Source organism: Nostoc sp. ChiVER01 (assembly GCF_034531155.1).
Taxonomy (GTDB): Bacteria; Cyanobacteriota; Cyanobacteriia; order Cyanobacteriales; family Nostocaceae; genus Nostoc.
Genome location: NZ_JAVRBS010000023.1, coordinates 54,472 through 75,648 on the forward strand (window position 1 = coordinate 54,472; position 21,177 = coordinate 75,648).

Annotated in this window: 13 protein-coding genes; 8 read left to right on the forward strand and 5 right to left on the reverse strand. The window is 39.7% G+C overall.

The annotated features are described in order from the left end of the window. Positions 1-112 precede the first annotated feature (112 nt). Positions 113-5,599 (reverse strand): polyketide synthase, encoded by a 5,487-nt coding sequence (locus RMY00_RS25665; protein WP_322650253.1) that lies wholly within the window; start codon positions 5,597-5,599, stop codon positions 113-115. Positions 5,600-5,822: 223 nt separating this feature from the next. Continuing rightward, a complete protein-coding gene (locus tag RMY00_RS25670; RefSeq protein ID WP_322650254.1) occupies positions 5,823-6,101 on the reverse strand; it encodes a hypothetical protein in 279 nt (92 codons plus the stop codon). A 1,333-nt stretch (positions 6,102-7,434) separates the two neighbouring features. Here RMY00_RS25670 and RMY00_RS25675 point away from each other — a divergent pair. From RMY00_RS25675 to RMY00_RS25705, 7 genes are all read left to right on the forward strand, one after another. Further along, positions 7,435-8,643, forward strand: coding sequence for an ABC exporter membrane fusion protein (locus tag RMY00_RS25675; RefSeq protein WP_322650255.1), 1,209 nt, complete (start codon positions 7,435-7,437; stop codon positions 8,641-8,643). A 170-nt stretch (positions 8,644-8,813) separates the two neighbouring features. Further along, positions 8,814-9,992: an ABC transporter permease DevC gene (gene devC / locus RMY00_RS25680; protein WP_322650256.1), complete on the forward strand. Its 1,179-nt coding sequence runs from the start codon at positions 8,814-8,816 to the stop codon at positions 9,990-9,992. Positions 9,993-10,200: 208 nt separating this feature from the next. Next, positions 10,201-11,205, forward strand: a complete 1,005-nt coding sequence (locus RMY00_RS25685; protein WP_322650257.1) for an NAD(P)-dependent oxidoreductase — start codon at positions 10,201-10,203, stop codon at positions 11,203-11,205. A gap of 249 nt (positions 11,206-11,454) precedes the next feature. Continuing rightward, the gene (locus RMY00_RS25690) at positions 11,455-12,438 is read left to right on the forward strand and encodes a glycosyltransferase family 2 protein (protein ID WP_322650258.1); all 984 of its coding nucleotides are present in this window, start codon (positions 11,455-11,457) and stop codon (positions 12,436-12,438) included. A 79-nt stretch (positions 12,439-12,517) separates the two neighbouring features. Beyond that, a complete protein-coding gene (locus RMY00_RS25695; RefSeq protein ID WP_322650259.1) occupies positions 12,518-12,985 on the forward strand; it encodes a DUF2141 domain-containing protein in 468 nt (155 codons plus the stop codon). Positions 12,986-13,237: 252 nt separating this feature from the next. Beyond that, positions 13,238-14,497, forward strand: coding sequence for a glycosyltransferase family 2 protein (locus RMY00_RS25700; RefSeq protein ID WP_322650260.1), 1,260 nt, complete (start codon positions 13,238-13,240; stop codon positions 14,495-14,497). A 390-nt stretch (positions 14,498-14,887) separates the two neighbouring features. Beyond that, positions 14,888-16,165 (forward strand): glycosyltransferase, encoded by a 1,278-nt coding sequence (locus RMY00_RS25705; RefSeq protein WP_322650261.1) that lies wholly within the window; start codon positions 14,888-14,890, stop codon positions 16,163-16,165. A 555-nt stretch (positions 16,166-16,720) separates the two neighbouring features. Here the strand turns inward: RMY00_RS25705 and RMY00_RS25710 are convergent. Together RMY00_RS25710 and RMY00_RS25715 are read right to left on the reverse strand one after the other, a co-directional pair. Continuing rightward, complete coding sequence (locus RMY00_RS25710; protein ID WP_322650262.1) at positions 16,721-17,314, reverse strand: hypothetical protein; 594 nt, start codon at positions 17,312-17,314, stop codon at positions 16,721-16,723. Positions 17,315-17,412: 98 nt separating this feature from the next. Continuing rightward, the gene (locus RMY00_RS25715; protein ID WP_322650263.1) at positions 17,413-17,982 is read right to left on the reverse strand and encodes a DUF6658 family protein; all 570 of its coding nucleotides are present in this window, start codon (positions 17,980-17,982) and stop codon (positions 17,413-17,415) included. Between the two features lie 445 nt (positions 17,983-18,427). Here RMY00_RS25715 and RMY00_RS25720 point away from each other — a divergent pair, with 445 nt between their 5' ends. After that, complete coding sequence (locus tag RMY00_RS25720; RefSeq protein ID WP_322650264.1) at positions 18,428-19,348, forward strand: lysylphosphatidylglycerol synthase domain-containing protein; 921 nt, start codon at positions 18,428-18,430, stop codon at positions 19,346-19,348. Positions 19,349-19,360: 12 nt separating this feature from the next. Here the strand turns inward: RMY00_RS25720 and RMY00_RS25725 are convergent, their stop codons facing one another. After that, the gene (locus tag RMY00_RS25725) at positions 19,361-20,680 is read right to left on the reverse strand and encodes a hypothetical protein (RefSeq protein ID WP_322650265.1); all 1,320 of its coding nucleotides are present in this window, start codon (positions 20,678-20,680) and stop codon (positions 19,361-19,363) included. Between the last annotated feature and the right edge of the window lie 497 nt (positions 20,681-21,177).

Below are 21,177 nucleotides of genomic sequence, written 5' to 3' on the forward strand. Positions count from 1 at the left end.
CGTAATTCGTAATTAAGACAAGTTGTCTTCTATCTCTTTCTCTGTGTCCTCTGCGCCTCTACGGTTTTTTTTTAACGAACCACAGAGACGCAAAGAGCGCAGAGAGAAGAGATTAATCGGCGATGAGGGTGACTCGTCCTTGTGAGCCGTAGCCAACTTCACTTATATAAAGGTTGGGGTCATGAAGTTCGGCGATGATATTTTGTACTGACTGTTTAGCGTCAAGTCTGGGACTTAAATCGATCGCACGAGTGAAAACCTTTGGCCATTCCCATCTCAGAGTTTTGGTTAATCCAAATAAACCAGCGCCGATCGCACCGAAGTTGACTTTATACTCTAAGCCGAAGGCTCCATCAAGGTGAGCTACTGTGCAGAAACAACTACGTCCATGCTTTGCGGCTTCGTTTAGAGAAGGTTTGAGGTGTTTCGCCATCAAAAATACGTGCTTGACGATCGCCTTTTCTGATTCGTTATAAGAAATACTTCCGGTGTGATTTCCTACAAACATCGGATGTAGGTGGATAAAGGCCCCAATCGCTCCACAGTGAGATGCGATCGCTTGCAATTGTTGTTGAAGATGTTCTTCACTTAAGTTTGCTAAGGTGACGCGGGTTACTCCTGTCGGTAAAGGCGCTTGTTGGGCGATCAGCGATTGGGGGAAGCTGATAACTACTACTTTCCAACCTTTCTCGATTAGGGATTCAGTTAATTTATAAGTGGTGAGGGAACCATCATCGGTGATTAAACCGATGTGTCCCTCTGGTAACGTGAAATCCAAATAATCGGGCTGTGCGAGACTTCTGAGTTTGACCGGATGGCGCTGGATAGTATGCTCTAGTTCATGTTCTAATTGGGGTGGCTGCTGTTGGACAAACTCAGGCTCAGACTTTTTTTTTTCACCTCCAGCCAACTGCTGTAGGTAATCGACTATTTGACCGATGGTGCGGAGGTCTCCAAGTTCTTCGATATTTGGCTTGGGTAAGTTGGGGTACATTTCTTGCATCGCCCCTAAGATTTCTACCCGTTTGATGGAATCAATTCCTAAGTCGGCTTCCATGTCCATTTCCAGTTCCAGCATCTCCACTGGATAGCCGGTTTTATCGCTGGTGATGGCTAACAGGGTTTCACCTAAGTTTGCAAATTCATCACCCTCCGGGTTTGCCAGTTCAACGCCAGTCGCCTGCGACGGGAAACCTGTCTTCAGCGCTAGCTCCTCTTTGTTGGAGTAACTTGTAGCGGGTTCTGGTTCTGGAGTGAATGCGACAACTACACTTGGTTCAGGTGCAACGACTACCTCAACTACTGGTGCAGCCTCTACTGAAATCTCGGTTTGTTGTACTTCGTGAATTGCAATTTCTACAGAAACACTTCTAGAAGCGTGGGATTGCAGATACTCTACAACTTGACCGATGGTGCGTTTTTCTGACAGTTCTTCTAAATTGGGTTTGGGTAGGTTGGGGTACATTTCCTGTAACGCACCTAAGATTTCCACCCGTTTGATGGAGTCAATTCCTAAATCAGCCTCCATATCCATGTCCATTTCCAGCATTTCGACTGGGTAGCCGGTCTTGTCGCTGGTGATGGCTAACAGGTTTTTATCTAAGTCAACAATATCGATGGTTGCGCCAGATACAGGTGCAGCAGTTGTGGGTGCTGGTTCTGGGGTGAATGCAACAACTTCCTCGACTGGAGGTGTGCTAATTTTGACTACAACCTCGGCTTGGGGTTCTACTACTGGGACAGGTGGCTCTACTGTCTCGACAGTTGCGAAATGCGGAGTTGGTAGAGACGCGAGCGATCGCGTCTGTATTGGCTCTACAGCAGCCGGGAGAGGTTCTTGGGTAACATTTAAGCCGTTTTTAGCTACAGGCTCAGTTACAGGCAAAGGCTGGCTTTCTACTATCTTGGTAGTAGCAGGTACTGGTGCATCACTAACAGTTGTTTCTGTTGTGAAGGGAGTGAAATTGCTTATCTCTGTTAATTGGGTTGCTCCATCACCAGAGATGATTTGAGAATACTCTTGCTGTATGAGTTGGAAAAAGCTCTTAGTATATTCCAACTGCTCTTGAAGATATTGCTCATGGATGCGTAGAGTTTCACCTTGTTGGGAGTGAAACTGCATCATGCTACGCTCTAAGCTTTCCATGACAACTAGCTTCATTTTGGCAGTTTCGGCTGTTGATTTACTTTCACTCAACAAAGAATTTTGCTGCTGCATCAGTTGGAAAAACGCTTTAGCGTATTCCATTTGATGGTTGAGATAAGTACCGTGAACTTGTAAATTCTCGGCTTGATTTTCCTGGAACTGTGTCAGGAGATATTCTAAACTTGCTAAAAGTTGTTCGTAATTTGTAAGTTTTTCTGGTGTTGGTTGCATCTTAGATTCCTGGGCTGGTTGTGAAAGGGTCACAGGATTCATTTGTTGCTCTGTTTGGGTGATGATATTAGAACTCACACCGTTCATTGTTGCGGTGGATTTTTTATGTCCGTTAGTCTCAATTACAGCCAGAGGTGGAGTTACACCTGGGCTGCTAAATAAAGGAGCCGCATCAGAATATTCGGGGGTGGGTAATGTGACTTTATGCCCATCTTGCAAAGCTAGAGCGAAGGCATTTTTCGTTTTTTCGGATCTGTAGTTTATCCCGTTTAAACGGACATTTAATGTCTTCTTCGTCTCAATTGGGGGTATAGTTTGGGGAAGTTGGTAAGGATCGAGATTATTCAAAGCCATACCTATCACCCGCAACTGCACAACTGCTTCCCGCAAAGAGCGATCGCTATTCTTTTGAACGCTGGGGTTCAAAGATACGGTGATATGAGGGCGATCGCCAAGGATATCTTTGACTAAGTTAGTAAGAATTCTTCTCGGCCCAAATTCCACAAAGCAAGTACCACCCGCCGCATAGATATTTTCAATTTCCTGCTTAAACAGCACTGAGTTGGAAAGGTGCGTTTCCAGAATCTTTTGAATACCTTGGGGTTCTTTGGGATACTGCTTACTGGTAACGTTGCTGTAAACAGGGATTTTAGGACTTTGGAACTTGACGGACTTGGTAGCGATCGCAAAGGATTTCTGAGCAAAGGCAATTAGCGGTGTATGGAACGCTGCTGACACAGGTAACAATACAGCTGTATATCCTTTCTCGTGTAAAGCCTCTTTGATTCTCGCTATTTCTGCGGTCGGCCCAGCCAAGACAAATTGAGTGGGAGAATTTTGATTAGCGATCGCAACTTGGGGAAAATGTCTCAGCACTGCTTCCACTTTGCTGATATCTTCTTTGACAGCCAACATACTTCCCGCATCATGATCTGGATCTTCGGGTGCAGCCATTGCTTGACCCCTAGCTTTCACTAAGAACAAGTAATCTTCAGTACTCAAAACCCCCGCAGCCCATAGCGCTGTTAGTTCACCAAAGCTATGACCGGCCACAAAATCTGACTTAAATCCAGCTTGTTGCAGTATGCTGTACATCCCTGCACTCAACACCCCGATGGCTGGTTGAGCATATTCTGTGCGTTGCAAGGCAGCAATTTGGACATTCTTTTCTGCCTCTCCAAACACAGGATGAGGAAAAACGATTTCTGACAACGGCTGCAAATTATCTTTGAGCAACAGGCTATCCATATAACCATGCAGACGGCGCATCAAAGGAAAATTCATCACCAGTTCGCGTCCCATTTCCAAGTATTGCGAACCTTGACCAGAAAATAGAGAGACAACTTTTCCGCCCAACTCCATACCAGAGGAACGATAATAAATCCCTTGGGGATGCTCCCAAGATGCTGCTGTTCCTTTGTGTTTCAGCCACTCAATGCTAGTTTGCAGCAACTTACAAGCTTCTCCGAGATTCTCAGCTACAAACCCAAATCTGGCAGCAGAAAGGGGAATTTGTTGTGATTTGCACTCATTGACTAATTGTGCGTAATGTGTGGGTGCTTCAGGCGATCGCAACTTACCTAAAATCTCTTCCGACTTGCTCAACAATTGGTCTACTGTAGGAGCAAACAACAGCACTTCACTAGCATCACTGTGTAAGCGGTAAGCCTGGTTTTGGTCAGCTTCATATTCTTCCAAAACAACGTGATAGTTAGTGCCGCCAAAGCCAAAGGAACTGACACCTGCGCGTCTTGGTGCTTCCCCTTCTGGACGAATCCAAGGTCTAGTTTCGGTATTCAAATAAAAGGATGAAGTTTTAATGCTGAGTTTGGGGTTTGGCTCGGTGATGTTAATTGTGGGCGGTAATACTTTGTGATGTAAAGCCAAAGCAGTTTTAATCAAACTCGCCGCACCCGCAGCCGCTTTTGTGTGTCCGATTTGCGATTTCACACTACCCAAAGCGATGTGCTGCTTTTTGTCATCATGTACATCAAAGAAATCTTTTAAAGAACCGAATTCTGTCGGATCTCCAGCCATTGTCCCGGTGCCATGTGCTTCCATCAAACCAACAGTTGCAGGAGAGAAGCCGGCATCTTCATAAGCACGTTCTAAGGCTTTAACTTGACCTTCTTTGCGGGGAGCATAAATGCTCTTATAACGTCCATCGCTGGAAGTACCAATACCTTTAATTACGGCATATATTTTATCGTTGTCCCGTTCAGCATCTTCTAACCGTTTGAGAACAATCATCCCGATACCTTCACCCAGCATCATCCCATCGGATTTAGCATCGAAAGGTTTGACATTTTCACTAGGAGAAACAGCCGGTGTTTTGCTGAACGAGATGTAAGCCATGATGGTGTTATCGGTATCAACGCCACCAGTCAGCATCATGTCTGAACGATGTTCAACTAGTTCGCTAATTGCCATCTTTAAAGCGCCAAAGGAACTAGCGCAAGCGGCATCAACTACGCAATTCATTCCGCCAAAGTTTAGGCGATTGGCAATTCTACCCGCGACTACGTTAGCTAACATTCCAGGGAAAGCGTTCTCATCCCACTTCACATAAGCGCTTCTGATTTTATCAACGATTTTTTGAGTATCTTCATCGGATAAACCACTACTTTTGAGTGCTTTTTCCCAAATTGGATATTCCAACCTGGCAGAAAGTGGCATTCCTAATTGCTTGGCCATCGCCACGCCTAAGATTACCCCAACCATCTCACGGTTAAACTCACGTTTTTCGCCATAACCAGCATCTTCCATCGCCTCTTTCGCAACTACTAAACTTAATAGTTGCGATACATCTGTGACTTCCAAAATGCTAGGTGGTATACCGAATTCCATCGGGTTAAAATCTACTTCTGGAAGAAACCCACCTCTTTTACAATAAGTTTTATCTTCAGTAGTTCTGGGATTCGGATCGTAATAATCTTCAACACTCCAGTGAGTAGCAGGAACATCAGTAATACAGTCAATTTTGTTTACTATATTTTGCCAGTATTCCCGCAAATTTCTGGCTTGAGGCAATAGAGAAGCCATGCCAACAATGGCGATAGGATTGTGTTGTAATTGTCTGTTAATTTTGTTAATTGACACTGATTTATCTGATTTATCTGACTTCATGTTTTTTTCCTCTATAGACCTCATCACAGCCTTCTCACAATTATTGATAAGGCTTTCTAACTCCGCTAAGGCAGTATCAATCGAATAAGCAGACATAGGGCATAGTTAGTACTGTGGATTGTGTAGCTACAGTAATTCTGTTGCCTACTAATTAATGAAAAACTCTGGTTTTGTAAGCAATTAGCTATCTTATCTTTGCTAAATGCTTGTCTTGAAATCGACACCACACGATACATACTGCCGGGGTAAAGCCTTATGTTTCCAGGCGACTTTGGCAAACTGCGTAGGCGTAGCCCGTCGTAGACATCGCAAAAAAATGTTATCCAACGCTAGACTCTTGATATTGTGGCAATAGGTTGATGACGTTGTTAAAACTGGTAAAATAGTCTTGGAGTGTAATACCTGCTTGACCAGTGAATTCAATGCATTTGTAATAGTAGAGATTTTGAGCAATGCTATCCCACTGGAACGATGACAACTGAGGAGTAGCTAAAGGAACAGAAACGCTTTTCTCACCCGAAACTTTTTGATTCTCTAGCCCAACCACAGCAACATAGCTGTTATTAATGACAACGTTCTGTATCTCGATCAATGTCATAGCCAGTTTCAACGTCCAGGATAATATATTTTATGGGATTTGACCCAGGAAAGTTGACAAGTTCGTTACAGAAAAGACACCACCTTTTATCCGAGTTTATGCAAGTTTAGAAGTAATTAAACGATCATAATGTGATGGATAAACAGTTAATTTTAGTTATTTTTAATTTTTAAATTCTAATTAAATAACTAGTTTGTCTAACTGCTTTTAAGCATTGAATTAATAAAAACAATAACACACTTTACATAAACTAAATCATTCCTTTAAAGTTATTTTATAAATAAACTTCCATTCTTGCTGGTGTAACTTTTGAATAGAATTCAACATGAAAGTATAATTTATGACTATATAAATCTGTGAGATATTTTGTTATCTACGGGTTAGCCAAAAATTTGTACTGAATTAACTTAACAATGCAAATCTGTTGTCTAGTAAATAACAATTCTATGAATACATAGATAAATTGAATAATCATAAGTATGTTTTTTCAGAGAAACATCATAATTTAGTCAAAGTTTCGGGTTATTTTTCAATATAAGTCAAGTTAAGACGCAAAGCAGTTATTTATAAAGCAAATGTTAATTTTTAGTATGTTACTTGATAAACATTCTTTGTGGAGCTGCGCCAAATCTCTTTATTTATTGGCGTACTTGGCGTACTTGGCGGTTCGTTATTGCACTATAGGTGCATATTCATACAGAATTGGTATAACGCACCAAATGTATTGCTTCACGCCTTTAATTACTATGAACAAAGCTGATAAGAATGTCTAATACTACACAACCTTGCTGATAATAATCTGTTAGTAATATCAAATCTGCTTAATAACAAACTATCTTTTGGTATTCAATTAGCAAACGAGCGATTAGTAATGAGTAAATTTCTTCAGTCTCTAATCTGACTGTGATGAAATATTTTAGTGAGAGAATCAGGACTTATGCAAAGCTAATCAGTTGACAAAATCTAACTTTTATGCCATTGTTAATAACAAGTTTATCCGAACTTTGAGATCATTTTTATTAGCGCTTCATTGTTCTTGAAAGTTAAGTTTTCTGGTCAGCCCTATTGTATTTTACGCTACGGGATTAGATGTCAAATTAGGATATAACTTAGGAAGCTTTGAAGTAACACCACCATTAATTTTCACGCCACAATAGTGAGTTTGGGCGGCAAAAGCGTACAACAATTCATATAAAACCAATTTAGACCCATCCACTTTATTAAGGTAGAAACCTTAGAGGAAAAGCCCTCTTGGTAATTTGCGGATGAGTCTATATCTAAGCGATTAAATATAACCAGGCTATCCCCTAGAAAACAGAATTGGAATGAAAAGATGGCAGTAAATAAAGAAAGCCGATTATTCACAAAACCCGTAGGGCGATCGCAAGTAATTTTAGCAGCTTCTCTCACCTTAGCGGCGGGATTAATAGCTTTTTATAGTTTGATACCGTTTTGGTCTAAATCTAAAGTTGTCACACCAGCAACAAATCCTCCAAAAGCAGTCACTCCTGTGAAACTTGCTGTGACAGCCTTGGGACGTTTAGAACCAGAAGGCGAAGTTACTACTTTGACTGCTCCCACTTCCAATAATGGCGTGCGAGTAGACAGACTGTTGGTAAAAGAAGGCGATACGGTTAAAACAGGGCAAGTACTGGCCTATCTAGAAAATTATGGTCGTTCTAGAACCGCATTGCAACAAGCTTTAGACCAACTGCAAGTTGCCAAAGCTAAACTAGCGCAGGTGAAATCTGGAGCAAAAACCGGAGATATCAATGCTCAAAAGGCCGCGATCGCCCGTTTAGAGCCACAATATAAAGGAGACGTTGCTACCCAACAGGCGACAATCGACCGTATTCAGGCGGAAGTAGACAATGCTCAAGCTGAAAATAATCGCTATCAGCAATTATATAAACAAGGTGCGATCGCGGCTTCTGTAGCAGATAGCAAAGCTTTGCAACTAAAGACTACACAACAGCAGTTAGCAGAAGCCCAAGCCACTCTCAAGCGGACTCAAGACACATACCAAGAACAACGCAAGCAAGCACAAGCGCAACTCACCAGTATTAGTGAAGTGCGTAGTGTAGATGTTCAGGTAGCACAAACCGAAGTCAACAGTGCAACAACTTCCGTTCAACAAGCAAAAGCCGACTTGGATTTAAGTTATATCAAAGCTCCCATAAATGGCAAAATTTTGAAAATTCACGCCAAAACCGGAGAAGTCATCAGCGCCAGCCGAGGATTTGCTGAGATAGGTAAGACATCTCAAATGTATGTGATTGCAGAGGTGTATCAAACCGATGTTCAAAAAGTGCGTGTAGGACAAAAAGCCACAATTACCAGCACTGCATTTACTGGAACAATAAAAGGAACTGTAAAAGAGATTGGTTGGCAAGTTGACAAGCAAAACATCTTCAGCCTAAACCCTGGCTCAGATACAGACCGCAGAATAATTGAAGTGAAAATTTCCATCGATAGTCCCGCAGATAGTGAAAAGGTTGCTCGTTTAACCAACTTACAGGTGGATGTTGCCATTCATATTTAGTTATTAGGTATGGAGCAAAACAGTTGCGAGTTTCGTTAGCGGATAGCTATAGTTGCCCGTTCCAAGTTGTGAGTAAAGGGGCACAGGCTAAACTCTAGCTATTTGCTAACAACACTCATTATTTAGCACTCTTAAGGGGCATTGGTCATTCACAAATTACAAATAAATCCATGATTTTCAAAATTCCTTTAGGATGGCTACAGCTAGCCCAACAAAAAATTCGTTTACTAGTAGCTGTAGCTGGGATTGGTTTTATTGTGCTGTTAATGTTTGTGCAACTTGGTTTTCAAGATGCTCTCTATTCAAGTGCGACCGCAGTACATCAGAATCTCAAAGGAGATTTATTTTTAGTTAGTTCTCAATATAAATCTTTGACCTCAAATCAAAGCTTTTCACGGACTCGTTTGTATCAATCTCTGGCGTTTGATGGCGTAGAGTCAGTTAGCCCTATGTATTTGCAATTTGCCAAATTAAAAAATCCGGCAACTGGCGAGAAATATTCAATATACGTCATTGGTTTCGATCCGGGTAGACCTGTGATGAACATTGCAGAAGTCGAGAAAAATTTAGATAAACTGAAAATTCCCGATGTCGTGCTTTTTGATCGGAGTTCTCGCCCAGAGTTTGGCCCAATAGCTAAAAAATTTGATGCGGGAGATACTGCACAGACAATTGAAATATTTCCCTTCAATTCATTAATTGGTTATAGAGTTAGAATTGGTGGCTTATTCAGCTTAGGGCCTTCCTTTGGGGTAGACGGAAACTTGCTTGTCAGTGACTCAACTTTTCTTAGGATAAATCCCAATACCCGTCCGGCAGATATGATCGATATCGGTTTGATTTCCCTCAAACCTGGTACTAATGCAGAAATAGTACTGAAAAATCTGCAAGCAACTTTGCCTAATGATGTCCAAGTTTTTACACGCCAAGGCTTTATTGATTTTGAGAAAAAATATTGGGCTGTCAGAACACCCATTGGTTTTATTCTTAACTTGATGTTGACAATGGCTGCGGTTGTTGGTGTAGTTATTGTTTATCAAATTCTTTACAGCAATATTGCTACACAATTTGTTGCTTACGCCACTTTAAAAGCCATAGGTTATGCCAATAAATATTTATTAAATGTGGTATTTCAGCAAGCTTTGATTTTGGCAATTTTAGGTTATATCCCAGGATTTATCACTTCTGTTTTGTTATATGACTTTGCAGCAGAAGCAACTAAACTACCAATCTTTATGACCATTAATAATGCACTCATTGTCTTAACCTCAACGGTTTTAATGTGCATAGCATCTGGAGCGCTTGCTATCAATAAACTTCGCTCCGCAGATCCGGGAGATATTTTCTAGCTATTCTTAACAGCAAACTAATCAAATTATTTTGCGTTGATATAGTGTCATAAGTAAGGATAGATGCAAACTCTCCACAGAAAAATTGCTCTTTATACCCATTGTAGGTTTTAAGTTAAAAGTTTTTACCAAAGTTCCAATTCGGTAAAACTTTGAAACTTTCTATCTAATAAATCAAATTCACCTATTTAACAATAAGTCCAAATTTATGAACCTCAAAAACAAAACCCTGCTAATCACTGGGATTGATCAACTTGTCGGTTTGCGTACAGCCGAGCTAGCTATAGCGCAAGGAATCAATGTCCGTGGACTGCAAACTTCTACAGAACAGAACAAACAATTACAAAATTTAGGTGTTGAAGTAATTATTGGTAGTATCACCGATTCTGCTATTGCTCAAAAAGCTTGCCAGGGAGTAGATATCGTTTTACATACAGAGCAAATTGCCGAAGAAGCTGGCGCAATTAACCATTTTCGTGATGTCAATGTTGGCGGTACACTCAACATAGCTAAAGCCGCTAAACAATCTGGTGTCAAAACATTTGTGCATCTATCCAGTGTGATGGTTTACGGTTTCAACTATCCTAATGGTATTACAGAATCCGGCCCACTCTCTGGCGAAAATAATCCATACTGTCAAACGAAAATAGAAGCTGAAAAAGCATTTTTGGAACTAAACAATTCTCCGGATTTTGGCATCATTATTATTCGAGCTGGAGATGTCTATGGCCCAGGAAGTATTCCTTGGATAGTCAGACCAATTCTAATGATGCGTCAAAAATTATTTGCCTATGCCAACGAAGGTAAAGGAGTAATCAATCATGTATATATAGATAACTTGATTGATGCTATCTTTCTTGCGATCGAAAAAGAAACCTATGGTGAAATATTTAATATCACCGACGGACAAGAAACTTCGTGGAAAGAGTACTTTATGCGTTTAGCAGCAATCGAAGGTTTATCAGCACCACTTTCATTACCGAAAGATGAAATCAAGTTGTTTTTAAAGCTACGCGTTCAAGGACAAAAACTTTTTCGCAAAAAAGTTGATATTTTACCAGAGTCTATAGATTTTATGACTCGTCCCTATGCTTGTTCGATTGCAAAAGCAGAAAGCCTATTAAATTATAAACCAACAATTGACCTAGAATCAGGAATGCAGCGAACACATGAATGGCTGCAAAAAACAGATATTCAAAGCTTGATGAAATAGTCTTTTGAGAGAAGGGAGTGGGGAGTGGGGAGTAGGGAATAGGGATAATTAGAGTAGTAGGTTGGGTTGAACATAAGTGAAACCTAAGAAAGCCTTGATAATTCATGTTGGGTTACCCTGCGGTATCTTGCTATGTTCCTCACCCTACCTACTAAATTCTGGCTTCTGGATTATTATGTTGCATCTGCCTAACAATTATCTGCAATTAAGCATCAAATAATCCACAGGTTTTTAGAATAGTTGTTTTCTATGAGTAGCAATCAGCCACGATTAAGCATTGGTTTACCTGTATATAATGGTGAAAAATTTATCAAAGAAGCCATAGATTCACTCTTAGCTCAGACCTTTGAAGATTTTGAGATAATTATTTCAGATAATGCATCTACAGATAAAACTGAAGAAATCTGTAGAGCTTATGCCGAGCAAGACAAGCGTATTTGTTACTACCGCAATGACAATAATATCGGTTGCGCCCGTAACTTCAATCAAGTTTTTAAATTGTCTTCGGGTGAGTACTTTAAGTGGGCAGCCTATGATGATCTACATGCTCCAGATTTTATCAAGAAGTGTGTTGAGGTGCTTGACCAAGATCCTACTATCATCTTGTGTCATTCCCAAACATATTTCATTGATGAAAAGGGGAGTTTTCTCCAAAACTATGATATTAAACTCAAGGCAGATGCACTAAAACCACACGAGCGTTTTCACGAATTGCTGACCAAGCATTTATGTTATCAATGTTACGGTGTAATTCGCGCCAGTGCCTTGAAAATAACACCGCCTATGGGTGGTTATGGTAATGCAGATGGGATTTTCTTGTTAAGACTTGGTATTCTCGGTAGGTTTTATGAAATTCCTGAATACCTATTTTTTGCCAGAAGCCATCCGCAACAATCAATGAGTATGTATTTCCCTAATTATTTGTTGTTTACTAACAACAGAAAAAAACACTCATTGAGTATGCTGCCTGATTTTTATGCCTATGCAGTGTGGTTTGATTCAGCAAATAAAGGACAAATTTTGTTGCCACATTGGAGAATATTATGGGAGTATCTACTCTCTATATGGCGTAGTTCTTTAAGTTTCTATGAGCAGCTATGTTGCTATAGAAGTTTATATCAGCAGTTAGTAGGGGCAGAATATCTTCTGCTGAAAGATTTGCTAATGGTGGTGCTAAATCTTTGGAAAGGTTTGCAAGCAGCATCAATTAAAAAACAGCCAGTCAGACTTTGAACGAATCACTTCAGAAAAATAAGCTGGCAAATATAGCTTTTTTTCAAGCCACAAATCACCTCTTATTCACTACAAAACTATGTTGAAACTATCTCAAGTTTGTCATGTTTTGCTTGCTACTTTAGTAAGCTTCAGCTTTGCTAGAACAGCGAATGCAGAGCCAACTGCAACACTTAATGTTGTGGTAAATGGAATACATCATCAAAAAGGTAAGATTTGCTTCAGAGTTTACGCAAGTGAACAAGGATTCCCGATGAGTAATTCTAGCGGATCTCAAAGTGGCTGCGCTAAGATTACTGGCAATTCTGTGAAAAAACAATTTTCCGGTTTGAAGCCTGGAACTTATGCTGTCGCTGTAGTTGATGATCAAAATGGCGATCGCAAACTCAATAAAGACTTTTTCGGTATTCCCAAAGAAGGTTTTGGAATTTCCAAAAATCCAACTGTGTCTATACAAACAGGTACACCAAAGTTTCGTGATGCCTGTTTTGTTGTAAACAAAAATACAACAGTTAACATCATTATGAAATATTCGCTGGATTCATAAAGCAGTGGGGAGTAGGGAAGAAGCAGGGGAAAGGGGGCAGAGGGAGAACAAAAATTATACCAATTCTCCAAAATGAAGCAACAGATGTAAATCAGAAAAGTCTTGCTGCATCTAAGTTTCTTAATTGCGAATGGGCGAAAAAGCGAGTGCGAATTGGTATTACTTCTCCCCTCTGCTCCCCGCTCCCTGCCCCTTGTCCTCTTTCCAATGCCCCATGCTCAATCCCTTATTCTGTCGGAGACTAAAAATTTAATGGAAGATTTGGCAATATTTCTGTCTAAGTCTTTGACGGGTTGGCTGGTTATTCAGGTGTGTTTAACGCTTGTTTTTATATGGTATCTGCGCTCATCTAAAAAAAACTTATTACCAGATGAGCAGTTACCCAAAACCGCAGTGATTCTTTGTCTACGCGGAGCCGATCCGTTTTTGCCTAGATGTTTGCGATCGCTCCTAAATCAAAACTACCCACAATATGATTTAAAATTGATCGTTGATAGTCACGAAGATCCCGCTTGGAAAATTGCTAGTGAAACCATCACAGAGCAAGAAGCGACCAACGTTCAAATCAGCCCTTTGAGAATAGTACGCAACAATTGTAGTCTCAAATGCAGTTCTTTAATCCAAGCTGTCGGTGAGTTGGATGATTCTTACAAAGTGGTTGCTTTAGTAGATGCTGATACTATAGTCCATATAAATTGGCTGCGAGAATTAGTCAGTCCTTTGGGGGATGCGAAAGTAGGAGCAACAACCGGTAATCGTTGGTATGTACCTACAGGTAAGTATTGGGGATCTTTAGTGCGATACGCCGGTAATGTAGCCACAGTTGTGCAAATGTTTCTCTTTCAAATTCCTTGGGGTGGGACTTTAGCTGTAAAAACAGAAGTGCTTCGCCAAACAGAACTGCTTGATAAGTGGGGACAAGCTTTAGGCGAAGATTTTATGATGCACGACATCCTCAAAAAACAGGGATTGCAGGTAAAGTTTGTGCCTTCGCTGCTGATTGTAAATCGGGAAGAAACTAATTTATTTAATTTAATAGATTATCTCAAGCGCCTCATTCTTTGTTCTCGACTCTATCATCCACGTTGGTTAGCTTTGGTTAGTGAAGCTGTTTCTAGTATTTTGTTTCCTACTGCACTGATCATTTTAGTTCTTGAGTCGTTGTTAGAGGCAAAATGGGAAGCTGCGACTCTCTTGTTAGGCTGCTATAGTGTCTATAATGTCGGGTTACTTTTGATAATGCTCGTGTTGGAATTAGAGATACAGCGAGTGGTTCGCTCTAATGACCAGGCGATTGCAAAATTATCAGCTACTACAATCATCAAAATGTTGATTGCGATTCCCTTGACACAATGGGTTTATGGGTTAGCGATGCTATCATCTCTATGGGTTTCAACAGTTACTTGGCGCGGTGTTTCCTACAGGGTTCAAGGGCCTTGGAATGTCCGGCTAGTTGAATATCGCCCTTATCAATGGTTGGATCAGCCTATTGATAGCAAGGTTTCTCTTTGAATTAAATTGCTAAATATGAACTAGGGTATGAAAGTTATTACACTAAACATTCCCTAGTCTTTAAATTATATAATCTTATATTTAGTAGAATTATATTAGTTAGAACCCTTATCAAAATACACCAGTGTATTTGTATTAATAGTAAGGGTTTAGACAAATATATTAAGGGGGATTTTAGCTTAATATTTTGGATACTTTCATAGTTTATAATCCAGGTTTATAAACATCCTCTTCACAATCTCAAACTTCGGCTATTTGAAAAAGCGTAAATCCTTAGTCTAACTATATTAGCGGGAATTTATGAGCTAAAGAATCAGAATGTTTATGAAACATTTGCTGCGTAAGTCCTAAATTCAAAACCAGCATTTTTGTGAAATATTCCCATTCTTTATGACTAAGAAACCACTTCGGATTGCACTATTTACAGGATTGTACGCTCCTTTCTTAACTGGAGTTTCCGTTGCAGTACACCAACGAGTTCGTTGGTTTCTAGAGCAGGGACATGAGGTTTTTCTAATCCATCCACAAATTAACGATCGCTATCCAAAAAATGTAGGCGATCGCCCCATGCCTGGTTTAAATGAAATTCAGTCTTTCCCCAACCTCTCTACTTACGCATTCCCTACACAACCCCTGCTATTTTACAAGTCTCTACCTCAACCGTTGAACTATCGATATTGGAGCGATACTAAGTTGCTGGATAAATTTCAGCCCGATATTATCATAGTTGAAGAAGCCGCGCAAATGAGAGGTTTATACTCATTTTTCTTGCAAGGTTATGGTCGCCCGATTGGTACGCAATACGCAAGACGAACAGGCACACCAACAATATCACTCTTCCATACAGATATTGTTGCATATATCAAATATTACTTTGGGGATAAATTCTTTAATTTTGTTCGTCCCATCATTCCCATTTTAGTCAAGCAATTTAGTGAGTCTTATGACTTCAATTACTTTTCTTCTAAAGAACAACTCACTAAATACGAAGAACTGAAATGCCAACGCGCCGAATACGTCCCTTATCAAGGCATTGATTGCCAAAAATTTCACCCGCGAAACATTTGTTATAACCCAATTCCTAACGACAACCGACCAACTCTCTTGTTTGTCGGACGCATCACCCCAGAAAAGAATGTTAACCAACTGCTTGATATATTTCCACTCATTGCTGCCAAAATTCCTGATGTTCATCTAGTGATTGTTGGTAGTGGCCCACTAGATAAAGAAATTCGTCAGCGTGCCGAAAAATTTGGATCAGGTATTACTGTATGGGGCGAGTCTCATGGTACAGAACTTTTAGGTTGGTTTGCCAGAGCGGATGTCTTTGTCAATCCCTCCATTACGGAAAACTTTTGCACTACAAATAACGAAGCACTAGCCTCTGGAACCCCTCTAGTTGCAGTTATTGCACCCTCAACCTCAGAACAGGTATCTCCTGGTCATAACGGCTTTCTTGCCCAAGCCAACAACCCCACAGACTTTGCTCAAAAAGTGATTGCGATTTTAGAAAATCCCAATTTGAAAGCAGATATGACTCGGAACGCTCGCCCCTCCATACTTGACTTTGATTGGTCAGCATGTATGCAAAAATTTGAAGATAAACTTTACCAAATTGTTGAAGGATCACAGAAGGTAAAGGTAGGTAGAGGCAGTATAAGACGATAACGTTGAAGAATGCAGGGGCTTCCGTTTGACCAAGCCTGTTAGTTCAAGCGTGCGATCATAGACTCAGACCGCCTCTGCTTTATCCCCTCCTCGCTTGCGGGGCTACCGTGTATACACAAGTCGAGTTGGCAATCAAATCAACGAAAAACAACGGAAAATTATTTTTAAAATCCTTGATTTTCCATTAGTACTCTATCAATAAGCTGACACTATTGATAATCAGTTTGCTTAACTCAAAACCTTGCCTACCAAGGCTTGTATCTTACCAGGCAATGATTTTAGGACTTGTGTATACACCGTAGGCTTGCGGGGAGGGGATAAAGCATAGCTTGATAGGGTGGGGTTCTTCCGGTTTAATAAGCAATTAATACCAATTCGCAATGGGCTACGCCCCGCTACGCTAACGCAATTAAGAAACTTAGATGCAGTAAGATTGGAGAATTGGTATAACTACAGATCAAACAAAGCCTGCTTATGCAGGCTTTGTTTAGATAACCCCAGACTAAAGCTGTGTGGGAACTTTCATATTTTTGCAGGAGATTGAAGAACTAAATTTTAATCAACTGCTTTCTTCACTGCATTGCTCGCATCTTCAGCTGTGCGCTGAACATTTTTACCAGCATCCTCAGCTCTACGCTGAACATTCTTTGTCACGCCTTCAGCTGCATTCTGGGTATTTCCCTTCAGATTTTCAATTCCTCGTTGAGTACCCTTAACTACGCCTTTTCCCAATTCATCAGCTGAACTGCCGATATCTTCGCCCAAGTTTTTCACTCTTTGACCAAAGGGTGTACCTTGTTTGAAATTTCGACCATATTGTTCTGGGCTATCAATTCCCTTTTGATCGACATTTTTTTGAGAATTTTTCGCCAGCGCATCACCTCTGTCATTAGCTGCCTTTTCATCTGATTTCGCTCTAGGATCTACATCACTAAAGTTATTTATCCCACCTTCAGGAGAAGAGAGAGGATAATCTTTTGTGGGATCATATCGTTTGGTATAACCTGGTTGATCATTAGGCTGTGGTGGTTGTGTTGCTACTCCTGGATCGCCACAAGCTTGTGTCAGAAATAAGAATGCTCCTGCAAAAAAAACAGTTAAAATTTTCAAGGGACGAATGCTTTTGAGCCAATTCATTGCTTTTTTCATACTTTTACTCCATGCATTTTTGCGACTAACTTAAACTTCAACCAAGAAGGCATTTGGAATTAATTTTACATCCAACGGCATTCAAAAAAATAAGAGTTTTATTTGCCTACTGCTGGATTTGTTCGTAATTCAGGTCTAGCAGCAGCTTCATTCCCCTTATCTTGCAAAAAGCCGGAAGCTTCTTCAACATTCTCTTTTACAGTCTCAATCCGGTCTTGAATCCGATTTCCTACCTTTGATTCATCTTGAATCAAACCACCTGGTTCAGGTTCTCGGAAGTCTTTATCTGTGATAATTGGTAGTTCTGCTTCTTTCTCGATTCGACCTGCTGGTGTCTCAGCACCAGGATAAAGGATCTTGGATTCTCTATCTGTTGTAGCAATCAATAATTCCGAACTTGGTTGTAAGCTAGCTTGGTCGCGTCCCTTATTAGCTTTTGGGTTTGCTATTTTCGGATCGGTAGACAATTTGTTGTTGGTATAGTTATCTCCACCATTTTTATAAGGATTGTTTGCTCCGCCAGCTTGTACAGCAGGATTTTGTGGATTTGCACCTTGAGCATTTGCCCCACTACAAGCAGTGCTAACTATCAACAACAGTCCAGCTAAAAAGATAGTTACTATTTGGCGCAATCTTATTTTTTTCAAGAATAGTCTCACAGCGTTCACGTAGTCCTCCTTACCAAAACATTAATAAGTTAAGAGTTTGCTGAATCTTTGGAGTGGTCAGCAAGTTATTGTGCTTGTCTTGGTTTGCTCTATTTGACAACCTTTTTCAAGGATATGAATAATAAAATGCGCTTGACCTCTAGCGCAGGCTACATTTTAATTACTATAAAAACAATATTTTTATCTAACTCTAGAGAGATATAAAATAAAGTAATATAAGTTTCGTGAAAAGAACTACATGAACCTGTTTGATACTTCAAAAGCTTTGAATCTAGTTCAGGGGTTTTAGTCCCCTGCTTCATCAAGCAGCGCGTTTTGATGCCTAAGCTAAATCCCCGTTACAAAACGTAATTGCGAACTGCGAATTGGTTTAATAGGTCGTTGATTTACTGTAATAGTTGAGGCATTGCCCCCTTGTTGCTCTAACCGTTAAATTACTAAATTTATGAAGCAATTTTTACGTTGGATAATTTTGGGCGGAACGCTGTTTTTTTTAGCGAAAGCTTTGAAGGATAATTGGATTGGAGTAACTTCTATTCGCATTGATGGGGTAGGATGGGCAATTATAGCGATCGCTACAGGCGTTACTTTACTAGCACATACTTGGGCAGGCTGGATCTGGACTTGGATTCTGAAAGAGTTAAATCAACCTGTGTCGTCTCCTGAGTTCATCCAGGTTTATCTAAAAACAAACATAGCAAAGTATTTACCAGGTAATATCTGGCATTACTACGGGCGAATTATCGCCGCCAAAAATGCCAATATTTCTGCTGGTGCAGCTACCTTAAGCGTTTTGCTAGAACCCCTACTCATGCTAACAGCTGCTTTAATTATCATTGTTTTATGCAGCAGCCAATTTGCAGCAGCTAATAGTACTTTTGTTCTAGAAATATTACAATTACTGAGTTTAGCTATAGTTCTTTGTGCGATTCATCCTTGGTTTTTAAACCCAGTTATTCGCTTTTTATACAAATTGAAAGCAAAAAAGTCTGCTGTCACGACTGAAGCAACTGTTCCCTTCAGTCTTAAAAGCTATCCCCTACGGCCTTTATTAGGAGAATTAGGCTTTATGGGACTACGTGCCACTGGGTTTATATTAACTATGTTCGCCTTGGGTTCGTTGAATGTGAATCAAATTCCTTTATTATTAGGAGCTTTTAGCGGCGCTTGGTTGTTGGGGCTTGTGATTCCGGGTGCGCCTGGTGGGTTAGGTGTGTTTGAAGCAACCGCGTATGAACTTTTACGACACCACTTTCCATCTGCTTTAGTATTTAGTGCGATCGCTTTATATCGCCTCATTAGTATTGTAGCTGAAACTGCGGGTGCTGCTTTGGCTTGGTTAGACGAACGCCTTGCTAAATCATGAATCAGACGACACTCATTTTTGTCTATCCACCTTCATCTGTGAAAACACTCGATAAGCATCCAGATTTAATTGTGGATTACTGCTTTCATCTTCTTCCACCTTAATCAAGTTGTATTCTACATTTTCTGCGTAAATTGCAAACGTTATATTAAAAATTTCCATAAAATTAATTACCCACTGACACTCTTCTTCAGGATATTGTTCGTAATAACGAATCAAATGAGCAATTTTAATTTCTAAATGTCTACGAGAATTTCTAGAAATCAAAATAGTCTTTAATAGTATAATTACCAATGTTAAAGAGTGACCTTGAGTAAGTAGTAATACAAATAATAACGAAGGTTCTTTACCGTTTTCTGTTGTAAAATAATCAATGACTCGATTACAGGCTCTCAAAAACAATTCTTTAGTAAGAATTTCTTGATTATAATCTTTCTTCCATAAAGATAAAAATTCTGCAAACTGTTGCCGCAAAGTTTTAACTAATTCTTGATTGTCTACAGAAAAAAATAGATACTTTTCTATACTTATTTTAAACTGTTCAAGGGTTTGCCCTTGAATTTGCTTGATAAATATATTGGCAATATTTTCATGGCTAAATGCACCTTTTCTTAAAACAATTGCTTTAATTAAACGCAGAGCATTATCTCCCAAGACACTAGGATTTTTGTAGCGTGCTGTGCTTGAGACGGTAGATTGAGAACGAGCGATATACATTGCCAGTTCAAACTTATATTTGTCTTTTATCTGTCTATAAAGCTTTTTAGCAGCCTCTTGTTGCTCTCTTGGATTATTCTCGTTAACAGATTGAGCAACTAAGAAATAGGAAGTGTAGCGATTAGCCCAATGACCTTTATGTAATTCGTCATGTTTAGCAGCAAATAGTTTTATTTCTTGATAGTCTTTGCTATTTATAAAATTTTCTAGCCAGCTTTTACAGGTATTTAAACCTGGCAAATAATTAGCTTTTACTTTTAAATTTTTAATATCAAATAAGTTAACTAATTCTTGGATATATTTATCCTTTCTATTAGTTTTCCAAGTATTAATTATTATATATATACAGCGCTTAAGTGTATTACGAAAATCCTGTTCTTTATCATTTAAAAAAAGATGGTATATCTCAGGTACAGAATGAGAATATTCTAAATCAAGACCGTCTATGAAAAAAGCTTTGAATTCGCACAAAACTTCATCTGGCGACATTGTGTTAACAATTCGTATGAAGAAGCTATAAACCTCTTCTTGGGCAATTTGCACACTTACCTGTCTAGAGTTAGACGTAATACAATGCGGATATTCCTGACTAATTGATAAACTATTAGCGGTCATTCCAGTTATCAGGATCAAAAGGTTTCCTGTTCATATTATTACCAGCTTAACCTTGGCAAACAATAGTATCAATCTATTCTTCAGATATTCAGTAATCTTTTTACACAAATTTGATAAACTCCGGCTATAGATAAAGGATTAAAGATAAATTGTTTAATCCTTTATCAAATATTTCAGTGGAATTGCTTACTTTTGTAACGATTTTCTTCTGAATAAACTACACGGCTAGGGACACGGTATTACCCATACGTGTCAACTTAAGCTTAACTGTTGGCTTCCTCACCCGCCTTGAACTTTAGTTCCAGGCTACAAGCTTTAGTCTACTTCAGTACACTAAAGATTCTTAGGTATATACTTACTCATCTGCTGCGATCGCTTTATATTAAAAAAAGTGTTCCCTGAGGGAAGTCAAAAAGAACACTCTCCTGCTGAATTTTCATAACTCTTATAAAATTTGAACAGCAGTTAATGTTTAGATCGGCAAATACCAGTGATAC

Coding starts and splice junctions, on each gene's coding strand:
- RMY00_RS25720 (WP_322650264.1), top strand. CDS start 18,428: ATGAAGCAATTTTTACGTTGGATAATTTTGGGCGGAACGCTGTTTTTT.
- RMY00_RS25670 (WP_322650254.1), bottom strand. CDS start 6,101: ATGACATTGATCGAGATACAGAACGTTGTCATTAATAACAGCTATGTT.
- RMY00_RS25700 (WP_322650260.1), top strand. CDS start 13,238: ATGGAAGATTTGGCAATATTTCTGTCTAAGTCTTTGACGGGTTGGCTG.
- RMY00_RS25675 (WP_322650255.1), top strand. CDS start 7,435: ATGGCAGTAAATAAAGAAAGCCGATTATTCACAAAACCCGTAGGGCGA.
- RMY00_RS25705 (WP_322650261.1), top strand. CDS start 14,888: ATGACTAAGAAACCACTTCGGATTGCACTATTTACAGGATTGTACGCT.
- RMY00_RS25695 (WP_322650259.1), top strand. CDS start 12,518: ATGTTGAAACTATCTCAAGTTTGTCATGTTTTGCTTGCTACTTTAGTA.
- RMY00_RS25710 (WP_322650262.1), bottom strand. CDS start 17,314: ATGAAAAAAGCAATGAATTGGCTCAAAAGCATTCGTCCCTTGAAAATT.
- RMY00_RS25665 (WP_322650253.1), bottom strand. CDS start 5,599: ATGTCTGCTTATTCGATTGATACTGCCTTAGCGGAGTTAGAAAGCCTT.
- devC (WP_322650256.1), top strand. CDS start 8,814: ATGATTTTCAAAATTCCTTTAGGATGGCTACAGCTAGCCCAACAAAAA.
- RMY00_RS25685 (WP_322650257.1), top strand. CDS start 10,201: ATGAACCTCAAAAACAAAACCCTGCTAATCACTGGGATTGATCAACTT.
- RMY00_RS25725 (WP_322650265.1), bottom strand. CDS start 20,680: ATGACCGCTAATAGTTTATCAATTAGTCAGGAATATCCGCATTGTATT.
- RMY00_RS25690 (WP_322650258.1), top strand. CDS start 11,455: ATGAGTAGCAATCAGCCACGATTAAGCATTGGTTTACCTGTATATAAT.